Source organism: Rufibacter roseolus, from assembly GCF_017916365.1.
GTDB lineage: Bacteria > Bacteroidota > Bacteroidia > Cytophagales > Hymenobacteraceae > Nibribacter > Nibribacter roseolus.
On record NZ_JAFMSU010000002.1, the window covers coordinates 652,099 to 667,695 of the forward strand.

General features: G+C 52.0%; 11 protein-coding genes. 5 read left to right on the forward strand and 6 right to left on the reverse strand.

What is annotated here, in order from left to right:
- Positions 1 to 96: 96 nt before the first annotated feature.
- The 4 genes from J3P35_RS11715 to J3P35_RS11730 all read right to left on the reverse strand — a co-directional run bounded on the left by J3P35_RS11715 (position 97) and on the right by J3P35_RS11730 (position 5,722).
- Positions 97 to 2,061 (reverse strand): AAA domain-containing protein, encoded by a 1,965-nt coding sequence (locus J3P35_RS11715; protein WP_210464780.1) that lies wholly within the window; start codon positions 2,059 to 2,061, stop codon positions 97 to 99.
- 102 nt (positions 2,062 to 2,163) lie between these two features.
- Entirely contained in the window at positions 2,164 to 2,529 is a 366-nt protein-coding gene (locus J3P35_RS11720) for a hypothetical protein (protein WP_210464781.1), read from the reverse strand.
- On the reverse strand, positions 2,526 to 3,371 hold the full coding sequence (locus tag J3P35_RS11725) for a hypothetical protein (protein WP_210464782.1): 846 nt from the start codon (positions 3,369 to 3,371) through the stop codon (positions 2,526 to 2,528). Before J3P35_RS11725 ends, J3P35_RS11720 begins: the two co-directional genes overlap by 4 nt.
- A gap of 557 nt (positions 3,372 to 3,928) precedes the next feature.
- Positions 3,929 to 5,722, reverse strand: a complete 1,794-nt coding sequence (locus tag J3P35_RS11730) for a DUF885 domain-containing protein (protein WP_210464783.1) — start codon at positions 5,720 to 5,722, stop codon at positions 3,929 to 3,931.
- A 292-nt stretch (positions 5,723 to 6,014) separates the two neighbouring features.
- Between J3P35_RS11730 and J3P35_RS11735 the strand changes: the two genes are divergently transcribed.
- From J3P35_RS11735 to J3P35_RS11750, 4 genes are all read left to right on the forward strand, one after another.
- Entirely contained in the window at positions 6,015 to 6,809 is a 795-nt protein-coding gene (locus J3P35_RS11735; protein WP_210464784.1) for a thymidylate synthase, read from the forward strand.
- A gap of 156 nt (positions 6,810 to 6,965) precedes the next feature.
- A complete protein-coding gene (locus J3P35_RS11740; RefSeq protein WP_210464785.1) occupies positions 6,966 to 7,991 on the forward strand; it encodes an adenylate/guanylate cyclase domain-containing protein in 1,026 nt (341 codons plus the stop codon).
- A 365-nt stretch (positions 7,992 to 8,356) separates the two neighbouring features.
- Positions 8,357 to 9,541, forward strand: a complete 1,185-nt coding sequence (locus tag J3P35_RS11745) for an MFS transporter (protein WP_246850184.1) — start codon at positions 8,357 to 8,359, stop codon at positions 9,539 to 9,541.
- A gap of 508 nt (positions 9,542 to 10,049) precedes the next feature.
- On the forward strand, positions 10,050 to 11,453 hold the full coding sequence (locus tag J3P35_RS11750; protein ID WP_210464786.1) for a Gfo/Idh/MocA family protein: 1,404 nt from the start codon (positions 10,050 to 10,052) through the stop codon (positions 11,451 to 11,453).
- A gap of 331 nt (positions 11,454 to 11,784) precedes the next feature.
- Here the strand turns inward: J3P35_RS11750 and J3P35_RS11755 are convergent, their stop codons facing one another.
- Together J3P35_RS11755 and J3P35_RS11760 are read right to left on the reverse strand one after the other, a co-directional pair.
- The gene (locus tag J3P35_RS11755; protein ID WP_210464787.1) at positions 11,785 to 13,137 is read right to left on the reverse strand and encodes a sensor histidine kinase; all 1,353 of its coding nucleotides are present in this window, start codon (positions 13,135 to 13,137) and stop codon (positions 11,785 to 11,787) included.
- Positions 13,127 to 14,485 (reverse strand): sigma-54-dependent transcriptional regulator, encoded by a 1,359-nt coding sequence (locus tag J3P35_RS11760; RefSeq protein WP_210464788.1) that lies wholly within the window; start codon positions 14,483 to 14,485, stop codon positions 13,127 to 13,129. The genes J3P35_RS11755 and J3P35_RS11760 overlap by 11 nt, the downstream gene beginning before the upstream one ends.
- A 392-nt stretch (positions 14,486 to 14,877) precedes the next feature.
- On the opposite strand from J3P35_RS11760, the gene J3P35_RS11765 reads away from it, so the two are divergent.
- Positions 14,878 to 15,582, forward strand: coding sequence for an ABC transporter ATP-binding protein (locus J3P35_RS11765; protein WP_210464789.1), 705 nt, complete (start codon positions 14,878 to 14,880; stop codon positions 15,580 to 15,582).
- Positions 15,583 to 15,597: the final 15 nt, after the last annotated feature.

Below are 15,597 nucleotides of genomic sequence, written 5' to 3' on the forward strand. Positions count from 1 at the left end.
ATTTTAGCCGGAGCCAAAAGGAGAGACCAGCGTTTATCAGGTAGTTTTGTAAAAAGCCTCTTTATTGCCTCTAACGTGGCAGAAGCGCCAAAGGATTTATTCAGTATCAGTAGAAATAAGCTCCCAGGCGCTGCGGTAAGCCCCAATGTTCTCGGCGTAAGCCAGGAATTCCTGGTAGAAGGGGTGTTGCCCTAGTGTGGCACTGTCGCCCACAATCACCATCTTCTTTTTGGCCCTGGTCATAGCCACGTTCATGCGCCTGATATCCGCCAGGAAACCTATCTCACCCTCGGGGTTGCTGCGCACCATGCTGATGTAGATGATGTCACGCTCCTGTCCCTGGAAAGAGTCTACGGTACCCACTGAGAGTTGCCGACGGGCTTGCATAGCCGCCAGTTTGGGCTGATGCTCTACCTGGTCATTGAGGTAGTTAATCTGGGCCCGGTACGGCGAGATGATGCCAATGCGCAGCGGTCTCTCGGGTAGTTCCTCGTCTTTGCCAACGGGTTCATATGGCATAAGCAGGTTCACCAAGTGCTTGATCAGAATATCGGCTTCTTCTGGGTTGGCGGTGGAGCTGCCTTCACCAATGGTCTGGTCGTTGAAGCCGCAGCCGGCCGTGTCAATGAACTCAACAATGAGCCCTGGCTGGAACACAGGGTGCACATCTGGCAGGGTAGCCGAGGCAACACTCTCGTGGGCCAGCAGCTCGCCGCGGTAGAACTGTCCGTTGGAGAAACCCATGATGTGCTCGTGCATGCGGTACTGGGTAGTGAGCATCACCGCGGTCTCCGGTTGGCGTTCAATGCACTTCTCAAACAGGGTTCTGGCCAATCCCCCGCGTTCTGCGGCTATTGATTTGACAGTGGGCGGCAACTGATGGTGGTCACCGGCCAGCACTACGCGGTTAGCCCGGGTGATGGGAATCCAGCAGGCAGGCTCCAGGGCTTGCGCGGCCTCGTCAATGAACACGGTGTCATACTGAAGGTGGCGGATGGCACGGTTCGCGGAGCCCACCAGGGTGCAGGTAATCACCTCCACGTGGTCCAGCAGATCCTCGGTAATGTAGTCTTCTATGTCATCGGCCTGGGACAGGATGCGCTTGCTTTCCTCTTTCATGAACTGGCGCTGCTGCCTTTCCTCGTGCCCGAAGTTGCGCTTGTACTGCCCGGCCATGGCCTTGTATTCCTGGGCCTGTTTCCGGAGTTTCTTCAGTTGCTTGTAATCGCGGTGGTGCATGATCTGGGAGTCCAGCGTATGCTCCAGCAGCACCTCAGACACCCTTGACGGGTTCCCAATCCGGATGACGTTCACGCCCTGTTCGGCCAGTTTTTCGGTGATCAGATCCACAGCCGTGTTGCTGGGGGCGGTGACCAGTAGTTTGCGCTCGCCGGCGGCCAGGGTCTGCAGAATGGCCTGCACCAGGGTAGTGGTTTTGCCGGTGCCCGGAGGTCCGTGGATGATGGCCACATCTTTGGCTTGCATGATGTTCTTGACGGCCGCATTTTGCGAGTCATTGAGCGCCGGAATAGGAGAGAAGTCGCGCTCGCGGCGGAAGATGGCAGGCTCAGCACCCAGGATGATATCGCGTAGTTGGGCCAGGCGGGATTTCTCCGCTTCCATCACCTTCATAAGGGCGAACTCCATCTCGCGGTAACTCACCTCGTCAAAGGTCAGTTCCACGCCCAGGCGGGCACCACCTTCAATCCAGTCGGGGAGGTCTTCGCGAGAGGTAGCCAGGCGCAGTTTGTTGCGTTTCACCTCCAATACCACGCCATTCAAAGAGCCGCCTTCGCCGTTAGTGAACAAGGCCGCCGAGGAGCCAGCCTGGAACATGTGCAGTTGGTCACGGCCCGAGATACGCTCCAGTTCCACCACCATCTTGTTCCCGAAACCCACCTGCTGTTTGATCACGTTCACCGGATACCAGCAGATGCCCAAGCGCTTGCGCTCGGTAATGCTGGTCTGGGCGTTTTTGAGTTGGTATTGCTTGCGGTCCTCGTCCTGCTCCAGTTTCAGGAGCGCCCGCACATCTAATAATTCGTTCAGAATTTTATCCATGTAAAAGGTTAGACGCTAGATGTTAGAATTTAGATGTTAGACTTGTCTCAATTTTAAGTTTTTGGTCTTCGTCTAATATCCAGCGTCTTGTTACTTATTTTTTTAGGCGAAAAACGAATGGCCGCAGTCCTGGCATTTGTACACGGTGGTGCCGGCGTACACCAGCTTTTTCCACCAGGCCAAATCGCGCTCTGGCCATACGTATACGGAGCCGCAGTGGGGGCAGGTTTGCGCCTCTTCGCTGATTTGAGCTTGTTTTTGGGAAAACTCCTCTAAAACGGGCTGGGCCGTTTCGAGGTCTTTTTGCTGGAGCTGAAGCTGGTAATATAACCCGTCACCGAAGGGAAGACTGGGCGGCCCGCAGGTTTTAACCAGGGCCACCACGCCTACCTGGGTGAGGGCATTGTACAACCCGATGGCCTCGGTATAGGTGAGGTATTTGGCCGCGGGCACCAGGCGTTCACTCATGCTTTCACGTGCTTCTGGTCACGTATGTTTGTCAACTGGCCTCTTAGCCGCACAATATAACCTACCAACACCAGGCACAGCATCGCAAAGAAAGCGGCAATGGCGTCATGGTCAAACTTGGCATCTTTAGACGCTTGCAGTTGCTCTTCCAGGTCTTTTATCTTGCGGTCTTTGTTCCGGAGCAGGTTCTGGGCGTTGGCCAAAGAGGTTTTAAGGTCGTAGATGTTGTCGGTGATCACGCGTTTGTCGCCGCGCACCTGGCTGTTGAGTTTCTTGGATTCGGCCTCCAGCTCGGCAGCGCGTTTGGCCACAGCGCGCCGGGTCTCCAGGTTTGACTGCTCTACCGCCTGAATGATCTGCTCATCTTTCTGCAACACCTCTTTCAAGGCATCCACCACGGCCAGCAAATCCTCTTTAGAGGCTTTACCCCAGAAATTGTTGCTCTGGGTTTTGAGGTAGTCATACTTAAGCACCAACTGCTCCCGCTCAATAATAAGCCGGTCTACTTTGCTTAACCTTTGGGTTACGGCAGATGGTTTGCTGGCCGCCGCCATAGCCTCCGCTCCAGCCGCCGCGGTAGTGGGGTTGGTCTGGCCCGCCGGGGTCTGAGTAGTAGTGGCTGCGGAAGTAGACACTGCCGTACTTGGCTTAGCCGGAAGGGTAGTAGTCTGTGGTTTCTGGTTCTTTATAATAGCATTCACTTTAGAACCCAGATTAGAGTCTTGCTTCTTAGAGGCAGGGGGCTGGCTGCTGGCCGGAGGCGTAGCAAGGGTTTGGGCCACGGCCGATCCAGCGGTTTGCAGCAAACTCAAAACGATCAAGGCAGGGAATACGATCTTCATAAATAAGAGATGCTAATATAAATACTTGCACTTAAGGTGGTTATCCGTTTTCCAGCTTCCTGGTTATGGATTGAATTGGTAAAAATACGCCAAAAACGACAGATGACTCACATTAATCCTGCCAGATCTTACTTCAGGTGCTACAACTTACCTGTTTGGAGACCTTAACCAGGAACAACACTTCCTTGGCAGCTTATGACACACTCTTTGTAAATGAATCTAATATATGAAAATATTTCAATTAACAGCTGTGAATCATCTGCCAACTCCAGAGGCAGTTCTAACGGGTTCAACAGTACCCTACATTTTTGTTTTTCAAATAAACAGGTAATCTGTAGCAGCGTGGGGGAAGTGCCTACCCGTATTCTCTTCATACGGAAAACGCCCGGCCGGCGGTTAAATATGATAGGAAGTTTAAATAGCCGCAGAAACAGCCAAAAACCTTTGTTCAAACCTGGGATGATAAAAATAAAAGCCTGCAGAGAGGTGTCTGCAGGCTTTTAGATTAATAATTCATGAGATCAATGAAACATGATTAGTTTGACTGGATTCCGGATTTACTTTTTCTGGGATTTCGCCCAGTTGTCCATTTTCTTTTCCAGTACACTCAACGGCATGTTTCCGTCTTTGAGTAGTTCATCATGGAAGGAGGAAAGCTTGAACTGGTCACCTAATTCTTTCTCGTACTTGTCGCGCAGTTCCCTGATCTTCAACTGCCCGATTTTATAGGAGAGGGCCTGCCCGGGAATGGCCATGTAGCGTTCTATCTCGGCAATGGCACCTTCCTCAGAAATGGCCTCGTTGGCCATCATGTACTGGATGGCTTCCTCGCGGGTCATTCCTTTGGTGTGCATGCCAACGTCTACCACCAGCCGGATGGCCCGGTGCATCTCGTCGCCCAGGGCACCCATGTATTGGTACGGATCGGTGTAGAGACCAAGTTCCTTGCCCAGTGACTCAGTGTAAAGCGCCCAGCCTTCGCCGTAGGCCCCGTACCAGTTGAAGCGGCGGAACTTAGGCAGATTCTCGTTTTCCTGCTGCAATGAGATCTGGTAATGGTGACCCGGAATGGCTTCATGCAGGAACAGTGACTCCATGCCCGAGGTGGTGTTGAACTTGGTGGCATCTAAGATGGGCACGTAGAAGATACCGGGGCGCGATCCGTCAGGAGAGCCCTGGTTGTATTCAGCGGAGGCGGAGGCAGCCCGGAAAGCCTCAGTCTGGCGGATTTCAAATGGGGTTTTAGGCGTGCGGCCGAACATCTTCTGCAGGTTGGGCGCTATCTTGGCTTGGATAGATCGGAAGGCGTTCAGAACCTCCTCCGGATTCTTGTAAGGTGTGAATTTGGGGTCATTGCGGAGGTAGGTGAAGAACTCCTCCATGTTGCCCTTGAAGCCCACCTGGTCTTTCACCTTCACCATTTCACCGTGGATGCGCTTCACTTCCTGCTGACCCGTTTTGTAGATTTCGTTTGGTGTCTGGTCAGTGGTGGTCCAGTACTTTACGTAATAGGTGTACAGGTCCTTGCCGCCGGGAATATCCTGGATGCCCGTGTTGGTGCGGGATTTGGGTAAATACTCCTGCTGCAGAAAAGTGGCCAGTTTCTGGTAAGTGGGCACTAACTGGGTGCTGATGGCCTGTTTGTAGGCCTGGGTCAGGCGCTGACGGTCTGCCGCCGGAACCTCCGCTGGGAAATTCTGGATAGGCCCGTAAAACAAGCTTTTGGTAGGATCAGACACCACCATGCTTTTCATCTGCGGGATCATCTTGGTTACAAGGGGTTTGGGCAGCACCACGCCCGCAGCCATACCTCTTCTGAGATTACTGATGGCGCTATCTGCCCAGACGGTGAAGCCCTGCACGCGGCCTAACCAGTTCTCGTAGTCTTTGGTGTTTTTGAACGGCTGGTTTCCGGTGCCCGAGCCCAACTGGCCCATGGTAAGCGGCAAGCCCCAAAACTGCTGGAACGGGATCATCCAGGTGTTAAGCTTAAGCCCTTCCAGCCGGGTCTTGGTTTCGTATTCGAAGATGTCGTAGCTGATCTGGTCGTTGGCGTTCAGGTCCTCCCGCTTGAACTGGTGCAGCTTGCCCTGGTACTGCTGGTAGAAGGTTCTGAGGCTGTCCCTAAAGGCTTGGGTGTTATCGTTGGGCAGGAGGTGGTTGTACCGGTTATCGCCCTGGGCGGTGGCCTCCAGGGGGAAGAACCGGGCATTCTGATCCCAGTACTGCTCAAACATGGTGGTAAGCTGCGGGTTATTGGCCACGTTGGCGGCCGAGGTTGAATCTGCCTTTTTTTGGCAGGAAGAAAGCAGCGCTCCGGCCAATACAGCCGATAGCATCAATTTTTTCATAGAATCTTGTTTGTAGTTGGGTAAGGGCTCTAAGATAAGTAACAAAAGGCTTGGCACGCTACTTCTCCCACTTAGCCGAGGGAAAATTTAGGTTCTACGTTTAAACCCTCTGTTTTTGAGGTGTTTTCCGGAAAATGCCTTTAAAACAGGTTGAAGTCAGAGGGCATTAATAGGTTCTCCTTTCACAGGACAGGAGGGAGCACTTTTAGAGTATCGGCTTTGGGAATGGTCACTTTTTGCTATCTTCAGGCTTATAATCACTATTTCCTAATTGCCATTTCTTTTTGATCATATGCAGGCTTACCTTGATTTAATGCGCCACATTCTGGACAACGGCGTGAAGAAAGAAGACCGTACCGGCACTGGTACGCTGAGTGTGTTCGGTTATCAGATGCGGTTCAACCTGCAGGAAGGTTTTCCGCTGGTGACTACCAAAAAGGTTCACCTGAAGTCTATTATCTACGAGCTGCTGTGGTTTCTGCGCGGAGAGACCAATGTGCGCTGGCTGCAGGAGCGGGGCGTGAGCATCTGGAACGAGTGGGCCGATGAGAACGGCGACCTGGGTCCAGTTTATGGGTCGCAGTGGCGCTCCTGGCCAACTCCGGACGGGGGGCACATTGACCAGATCACCCAGGTAATCAACCAGATCAAAAACAACCCCGACTCCCGCCGCCTAATAGTGAGTGCCTGGAACGTGGCCGAGGTCAACAATATGAAACTGCCGCCTTGCCATGCGTTCTTCCAGTTCTACGTAGCCGAGGGCAAACTCTCCTGCCAACTCTACCAACGCTCTGCCGATGTGTTCCTGGGTGTGCCTTTTAACATCGCCTCTTATGCGCTGCTCACCATGATGGTAGCCCAGGTGTGCGACCTGGAACCCGGCGAGTTCATCTGGACCGGCGGCGACACGCACCTCTACACCAATCACCTGGAGCAAACTGAGTTGCAGCTTTCCCGAGAGCCGCGGCCTTTACCTAAAATGATACTGAACCCTGAGGTGAAAGATATCTTCGGGTTCTCTTTTGAGGACTTCACACTGAAAGCCTATGAGCCTTGGCCGGGCATAAAAGCGCCGGTGGCGGTGTGACCGAGCTTACAGAACAAAGCGTTTTGGGTTTGTACGCTTGGCCAGGGTTTTTCTCATCAGAGCCTTCGTTCATGGCACACTGAGAGGCATGGCGCAACCAGTACTTGTGAGACCAAATGACTGTTTAAGATTATCTAAACGTTTAATCATGCTCACATGAACCCAAACCTTGTCAGAAAATTCAAGACCCTTGGCTTGATCTGTCTCTTTACGAGCTTTGCCGGGGTCCTTTACCAGCTCATTGATGAGGAGCGCCTGGATTATAACAGCGTTATGGTTGGTTTCCCATTAGGCTTGTTTTTTGGCCTTCTGGAAATGTTTATTTTTCCAAACGCCGAGACCTTGTTCAGGCGGTGGTCCTTTACCACTATTCTGGTGGTCAAAACCGTCCTTTATACCGTAGTCATTTACATGATCACCATTGCACTTCTCATTGTATATGGTTTATCTGAAGGGCGTGAATTTAGTGAGCTCCCGGGTGCTTTGGCCTCTTTGCATCAAGCAGTTTTAGTCATTTATACCCTTGTCATCTACGGGCTGCTCGTGTTCTTTCTTCAGATCAACCATTTGTTGGGAGAAGGTGTACTATGGAAGTTCATCAGAGGTAAATACCACCGGCCAAGGGAGGAGGAGCGGATCTTTATGTTCCTGGACATGAAATCTTCCACTACCATTGCGGAGAAGTTAGGGCACGTGCGTTTTTACAAGCTGTTGAATGAGGTATTCCATGAGATTTCGCAACCCGTTCTTCAGACCAGGGCCGAAATCTACCAATACATAGGCGACGAGGTAGTGCTTACCTGGAAGGTGGCGCATGGCCTGGAGAACTCTAATTGCCTCAAGGCATTTTTCCTGTTCAAGGAAAGGTTGCAAAGAAACAGCGAGTATTACCTCAGGGATTTTGGCATCAATCCGGAGTTCAAGGCCGGTCTGCATTTTGGTAAAGTCATCAGCGCTCAGATTGGGGATCTGAAAAGGGAGATCGTGTACAACGGGGATGTGCTCAATACTACCTCCCGCATCCAGAATGAATGCAATAAATATCAGCGGGATTGCTTAGTTTCCGGGCTTCTCAGAAGCCAACTTGACCAAATGAATGGTTTCCATTGGGAGAAATTGGATACTGTAATCCTGCGGGGTAAAGAATCTGAAGTTGAGCTTTTCAGTGTGATGGCAAGCTAATAATGGAGGGCCGCCTTCATCTTGCTTCGTTATTTGGATGATGATCTGCGACTAAATCTTATTTCCTTTTGATAGCTGTTTTCTCTTCCTGCAAAGCCGCCAATTATATAGATAATCAAACAGATGCCTTGGAAATCAGCCTAAATCACCAGAAAAGATTTAGATGGGAAAACTTTTGGAGACGATTTAATACGGAGGGGATATCTCCTGGTAAACAGGCCAAAGAAATAAACGCAAGGCAATGGGCTGACGAGTAGTTTCTGGTCAGCCCCTTTTTATACATTTGGGCTGGAATCAAGTGCTAGCCATTTCAAAAGCGATGTGGTACCGCACAAATTGCTTTCCGCATTAACCCTAACAGCCATTTGAAGCATCCGTCACCAATAATTTCAAAACGCATTCTCCCTACCATCGTGCTGGCCCAGTTTGCCTGCACCTCTTTGTGGTTTGCGGGAAATGCCGTGCTACCTAACCTTATTCCGCTGTTTCATCTGGAGGCCAGTTCTCTGAGTCATGTAACATCGGCGGTGCAGTTGGGCTTTATCTTGGGTACGCTGGTTTTTGCCGTCTTTACCATTTCTGACCGTTTTTCGCCTTCTAAGGTGTTCCTGGTCTGCGCCATGGCAGGAGCGGGGTTCAACCTGAGCCTTTTGCTAGCCAATGGTTTTCCGGCCCTGGTGCTTTCCCGATTTTTAACGGGCTTCTTCCTGGCTGGCATTTATCCCGTGGGCATGAAAATAGCTGCAGATTACCACCAGAAAGGCTTGGGCAAAGCTTTAGGTTTTTTGGTGGGAGCTTTGGTGCTGGGTACGGCGTTCCCGCATCTGCTCAAGAGCCTTACCCAGGGACTACCCTGGCGATATGTGATCTGGGCTACCTCAGGTTTAGCCGTGCTAGGCGGCTTCAGTTTGTTTGCGGTGGTGCCGGATGGACCCTTCAGAAGCCGCAGCAGCCAGCCGGATTTCAGGGCCTTTTTCCAGATCTTCCGGCAAAAAGAGTTTCGGGCGGCCGCCTTTGGGTACTTTGGGCATATGTGGGAGCTGTACACATTCTGGGCTTTTGTGCCCGTCATCTTGGCCCTCTACGCTGAGGCGCACCCAGAAACGCCCCTCAACAATCCTTTCCTCTCCTTTACCATAATTGCGGTGGGTGCCCTTGCCTGCGTGGCCGGTGGTTTTTTGGCCGGAAGCATCGGGAGCGCCAAAACAGCTTTCGGGGCATTGGCGGTTTCCATGGGGTGCTGCCTGTTATCTCCGTGGTTGTTCCAGATGTCCCTGCCGTTATTCCTGGGCTTGTTGTTGGTGTGGGGGCTCGCCGTGGTCATGGATTCACCCCAGTTCTCCACGCTGGTGGCCCAATTTGCCCCGGCGCAAGTTAAAGGTACGGCGCTAACCATCGTGAACTCCCTGGGGTTTGCCATTACCATCGTGAGTATTCAGTTCCTGCGCAGCCTTCAAAATGAGGTTTCTCCCTGCTACTGGTTTCTGTTCCTGGCCCTAGGACCGCTTCTGGGTTTGCTGGCCATGCGCCGGTTGGTAGGAAGAAAGTAAGCTAATTGAGAAAAGACAATGTCAACCCAATGCTTGCTTCTGCGATCCTATTTTAAGGCTGTTTTTGTAAAAAGAGGCTGAAAAGGAAAGCATCACCTGTACGGAAGAACCTACCTTGAGCGCAGATCAATCACCGTCATGTTTTTAAGGATTCAATTTTTAATATAAAACTCTCCTGATCTGAGCTTCCAATTCCCTTTCCCTTTCCTTGAGCTGTATCCTGACAGCCAAAAACAGCACACAATTCTTTTAGTAGAGGTTTCGGTCTGTCGGGTGACTGAAAGATATAGAGGAATTGCTGTTTAAATCTGATAATGAAAAATTGGACCCTAGCCGGAGGCATCTACATCCGTGCCAGCTTACGGATCTTCAAACTTAAATAGCCCTTGTTTGCAGGACGTCTTCTAGCCCAATAGCCATTTCTCATAAACCTTTCAAGTTTAAGGTGGTTTAGAAAAGAGGTCTGTCAGAAAGGCAGGCGTTTCCTGTTTTATTTAATCTAGATAGTATGTTTCCCCTAGACAGACTGTTGACACTGGTACCAGATGAATTCACCCAACCGGTAAGCCGGAAAAGTTTCCTGCAGATGGCCGGCAAAGGCATGGCTGCCGGCGTGGTAGGAGGGCTCATGGCTTCCTGCCAAACCACCAAAACGGCTCCCTCGGGGCAAGCCACCGGTTCAGGAGGTAATGCCACACCCACCGACCAGAACGTACCCAAACTCCCCGCGGTCTCACCCCCGGCGCAGGTACCTTCCAAGCCAGACGAGCCCATCAAACTTGAAGCTTGGAAATCAGATGCCGACCGTCAGTCCGGACCCACACCTACGCCCATGCCCCCGGATCAGCGGGTGGGCTATGCTCTGGTAGGACTGGGCCATTTAACCTTGGAAGAGTTGCTGCCCGCCTTTGGGCAGTGCAAGAAATCAAAACCGGTGGCGCTGGTGAGCGGCAGTCCCGAGAAAATGCGCAAGGTAGCCCAGCAGTACGGCATCAAACCAGAGAACTGTTACAGCTACGAGACCTACGACCAGCTCAAAGACAACCCCGAGGTGCAGGTCATTTACATTGTGCTGCCCAACGCCCTCCACGCCGAGTACACCATCAGGGGCGCCAAAGCGGGCAAACACATCCTCTGCGAGAAACCCATGGCCAACTCCTCGGCAGAATGCCAGGCCATGATTGACGCTTGCCGCAAAGCCAACCGCAAACTCATGGTGGCTTACCGTATCCAGTACGAGCCATACAACCGGCACGTGCGGCAGTTGGTGCAGGACAAGAAGTTTGGCGAAGTGAAGTTCATCGAAGCCTTCAACTGCCAGAGCTCGGCTAACCCAGAGCACTGGCGGCACAAGAAAGCCCTTGCCGGGGGCGGCGCCCTGCCCGATATTGGCTTGTACTGCCTCAACACGTTGCGTTTTTTGCTAGGCACAGAACCCACTGAGGTCTCAGCCTACCAATACAGCACGCCGGGTAACCCACTGTTCAAGGAAGTGGAAGAACTGATGTCCTGGCAGATGAAGTTCCCCAACGGGGTCTACGCCTCTTGTGCCACCCACTACAACACCCACGAGAGCCGCCGCTACCGGGTGCTTTGCGAGCGCGGCTGGATCAACATGGACCCGGCTTTCTCTTACACCGGCCAGCAAATGAAAACCTCCCGCGCCGACGGAATGCTGGTCCGGAAGGAAGACATAGACATTGCCCACAAAAACCAATTTGCCACCGAGATGGATCATTTCTCTGAGTGCGTGCTGAAAGACCTAACACCCTACACCCCCGGTGAAGAAGGCCTGCAGGATCACCGCATCATGGAAGCTATCTATCAATCCGCTAAAGAAGGTCGCCCGGTGAGATTGCCTGCCATAGCCAAAAAAGACGCATTCAGAGGACCAGAGCCTAAGTTGGAGTAAATTGTAGGAACTAGGACATTACCATCCATCATGGCAATATTTTAAACCCCCTTACTTTGCTGGACACGCATATCGTCCCCTTTTGAAGGGGGTAGGGGGATGAATACACCTGCTGAAAAGGGATGTTTGAAATGAAGGGGCAATCCCTTGTGGTTGCCCTTAAGCTTGACAATCCATTTATTCAATATAATGATCAGCTGAAGTAAACCTCCTGTGTAAACACCCCTCTTTATCTCCCCTCAAGGGGAGAATCCCTTGTAACAACGAATTTTTAAGAGGCAACTTCATTGACTTCCTTCTTACATAAACCTAAAGCCGTTTTAAGCACGATTTACTTAAAGAACAGGAAAAACGAGGTGCCTTTGCCTTCTTCAGACTGTACCTGGATGGTGCCTTTGTGAAGCATGATTATTTGTTTGCAGAGGCTCAGGCCAATGCCGCTGCCGTTTTTCTTGCTGCTGAAGAACGGAATAAAGATTTTCTCCTGCACTTGCTTTGACATGCCGCTGCCATTGTCGGAGATTTTGAGTACTACTTTTCCCTCTGAGGAGGCGTAGGCAGACAGGGTGATTTCGGGGGCGGGTTGGTCTTTTACGGCATCCACGGCGTTGACCAGCAGGTTGATCAGTACCTGGTCTAGCAGGTTGGGATCTGCTTCTAAGGTCAGGTTTTCGTCCTGGAGAAGTAGGTTAAGCTGGATGTTCTTCTGGGCCAGGGAAGGTAGCATAAGCCGGCGCAGGTTCTGGAAAATGTCCTGTACCAAAAGACGTTCTTTATTCAGGTGCGTGATCTTGCTCAGGTTGCGGTACGTCTGCGCAAACTTCAGCAAGCCCTGGCTGCGGTATTTGATCGTACTTATGCCTTCTTCCAGATCCTCCAGATCAGTGGCCGATACGCCATTGGGTACTGTGATTTGCAGCCGATCTTTCAAGGTATCAGCGAGGGAGGAGATGGGCGCAATGGAGTTCATGATCTCGTGGGTCATCACGTTCAAAAGCTTCTGCCAGGCCGCCGATTCGGTTTCTTCCAAGGCATCGTTCACGTTCTGGAAAGCCACCAGCTTGTACCTTCTGCCTTCATTCTGGAAAACCGTGGCCGAGAGCATGAACTTGTAGGTGCTTCGTTCCAGGCTGGGCGTTTGGATTAGGGCAATCTTGGGGTGGCCTGGCGGCAGGCTCTGCACTTCGGCGTACAGGCTGGGGTCCCGTCTCTCCAGCGCATGCACCGATTTCAGGAACGGCATCTGCAAAAGCTTCTTCAACGATTCGTTCATTAAGACTACCTCGCCGCTGTCAAGGTCATAAGACATGATGCCCGTGTCTACCAGCTCCAGAATACGTTGTAGGTGCTGGTGTTGGGTTTCTTTTTCCTGGTTAATGGTCTTGAAGGTGGTGTTGATCTGGTTGAAGCCTTTTCTCAGGTGCAGCAACTGCGGCGAGGTAGGCTTCTCACTGAAGTAGCGGTTAAAGTCGCGGTAGTGGATGGCCTCAATGAACAGGTTCAGCTCTTCCTGGGCTTTTTTCAGGAAATGGTACAACTCATATACCTGGTAGAGTAGCAGCGGCACCAAAAACACCAGCAACTCGGACCAACCTTTGACAATGACAATGGAAGGCGTGCTCAACGTCAGGAGCAGCAGGAAAACCCGCAGCAGCAGCTTGGCCTCAAAATTCTTAAAGCTCATACTTGCCCAATCTTCTATAAAGCGCGGTGCGGGTGATACCCAGTTCCTTGGCGGCTTTGGTCATGACCCCGTTGTGTTTCTCCAGTACCCTGATGATGGTGGCTTTCTCCAGTTCCTCCAGGTTAGTAGCGGTAGTTTGAGTGCTAATCTCTGGGGCCGATTCAATAGGGGAGAAGATGATGTCCTTTGCGTCCAGGGCGTGGTCATCGGCCATGATCACGGCGCGCTCAATGGCGTATTGCAACTCACGCACGTTGCCGGGGAAAGGATAACTTTTTAGTTTCTCTATGGCCCGACTAGTGAGGTCCAGCTGTGGTTTCAGGTACTTTTCTGAGTAGACTTTGATGTAGTGGCGGGCCAGCAAGATCACATCATTGCCCCGTTTGCGCAGGGGCGGCACCACAATCTCCACGGTATTGATGCGGTAGATCAAGTCTTTCCGGAAACGGGCATCGCTGGCCAGGTCGGCTAAGGAAACGTTGGTGGCGCACAAAAGCCGCACATCCACGTTGATGGGCTCGTTAGAGCCTACGCGTATCACCTGCCGGTTTTGCAGCACGCTCAAAAGTTTGGCCTGCTGCTGCAAGGAGATGTTTCCTATCTCATCCAGGAAAATGGTGCCTTTGTTCGCTGCCTCAAACCGACCGGCGCGTTCTTCGCGGGCATCGGTGAAGGCGCCTTTCTTGTGCCCGAACAACTCACTTTCAAACAACGACTCGGTGAGCGCGCCTACGTCTACTTTGATGAACGGCTGGCTGGCCCTGAGAGAATGTTGGTGCAGTGCCTTGGCGATGAGTTCTTTGCCCGTACCATTTTCACCCAGAATAAGGATGTTGGCATCGGTGGGTGCTACTTTCTTTATCTTGTAGAAAATGTCCTGCATGGCCTCCGACTCGCCCAGCAGTTCCATTCCAAAGCCAGCGTTTTTGTCGGGAGCCGCCGATTGCGTAGCGCCTTTTACTTGCCCGCTTACCGCTTCCTGCAGGGTGTTCAGGAGTTTTTCATTGTGCCAGGGCTTTACTACAAAATCATAGGCGCCTTCCTTGAGCGACCTGATGGCCAGGTCAATATCGCCGTAGGCGGTGATCATGATCACGGCGGCGCTGGATTTGAGGCGTTTTATCTCTTTTAGCCAGAAAATGCCCTCGTTGCCCGTGTTGATGGAAGAGGCGAAATTCATGTCCAGCAAGATCACGTCAAAGCTGTGCTGCTTTAAAAGGGAGGGAATGTTCTCGGGGTTTTTATCAACCACAATCTCTTTTACCTGAGGCCGCAGCAGGAGCCGGACCGCGGTCAGCACATCGGGGTCATCATCTATCACCAGAACGGAGGCCTTCTTTAATTGCATAGGTAAAAGGTATAAAGGGTAGGAAGGTTTGTCATCATTAAATCGCAGCCGTTTCACTGCCCAGACACTTGCCAGAAGAAATCAGTTTAAAGCCATTTTTAGAAAAATCGGCCTAAAACAGGAAGCCGGATTGTGCATGTTTTAGAAAGGAAATCCGGCCTATCTTCTGCCAGACGAAAAAACGATAATTATGCCACTCTTACAACTGCCTGAAAGTGAATGTTTTTAGGTAGAGGCCTGGGTACAGCACGTGCGAAAACGCACACATTGGGAGCGAATTTGCACGCGCGGTTGGTAAGTTAAACTTGTAAGTAATTGAAAATGTGCGAGAAGCGATTCTGGCATTTGTTCTGTATATTCTGTGGTAGGAATCTCAAACCAGACCTACACCTATGATACAGACCCAGAACTTAGAGAAAGTGTACCGCACCGATGAAATCCATACCACCGCCCTGAACAAGGTGAACCTGGAGGTAAAAGCCGGAGAATTTGTGGCGGTCATGGGCCCCTCGGGCTGCGGAAAATCTACCCTGCTGAACCTGCTGGGCTTGCTGGACGACCCGGATGCCGGCAGCCTGGTGTTCAACGGCACCGAGGTAGCCCGTTTCTCTGAGCGCCAGCGGGCCGACCTGCGCAAACGCAGCATCGGGTTTGTGTTCCAGAGCTTCAACCTCATTGACGAACTCACCGTGTTAGAGAACGTGGAGCTGCCTTTGATCTACCTGGGCATGAAGAACCCAGAGCGCCGCCGCCGGGTAGAGGAGGTGCTGGAGAAAGTGCAGATCACCCACCGCATGAACCATTACCCGCAACAGCTCTCGGGTGGGCAGCAGCAACGGGTGGCCGTGGCCCGGGCCGTGGTGAACCAGCCGCCGCTCATCCTCGCCGATGAACCTACCGGAAACCTGGATTCCAGCAACGGCAACGAGGTCATGGACCTGCTCTCTGAACTCAACCGCCAGGGCACCACCATCATTATGGTCACCCACTCAGAGCACGACGCCCGTAATACCCACCGCATCATCAGAATGCTGGACGGCCAGACCATCATGACCGAAGCCACGGTTAGCCAAGCCCAGGCATCCATGGTTCTGTAGAATGCTTCAGGCCAA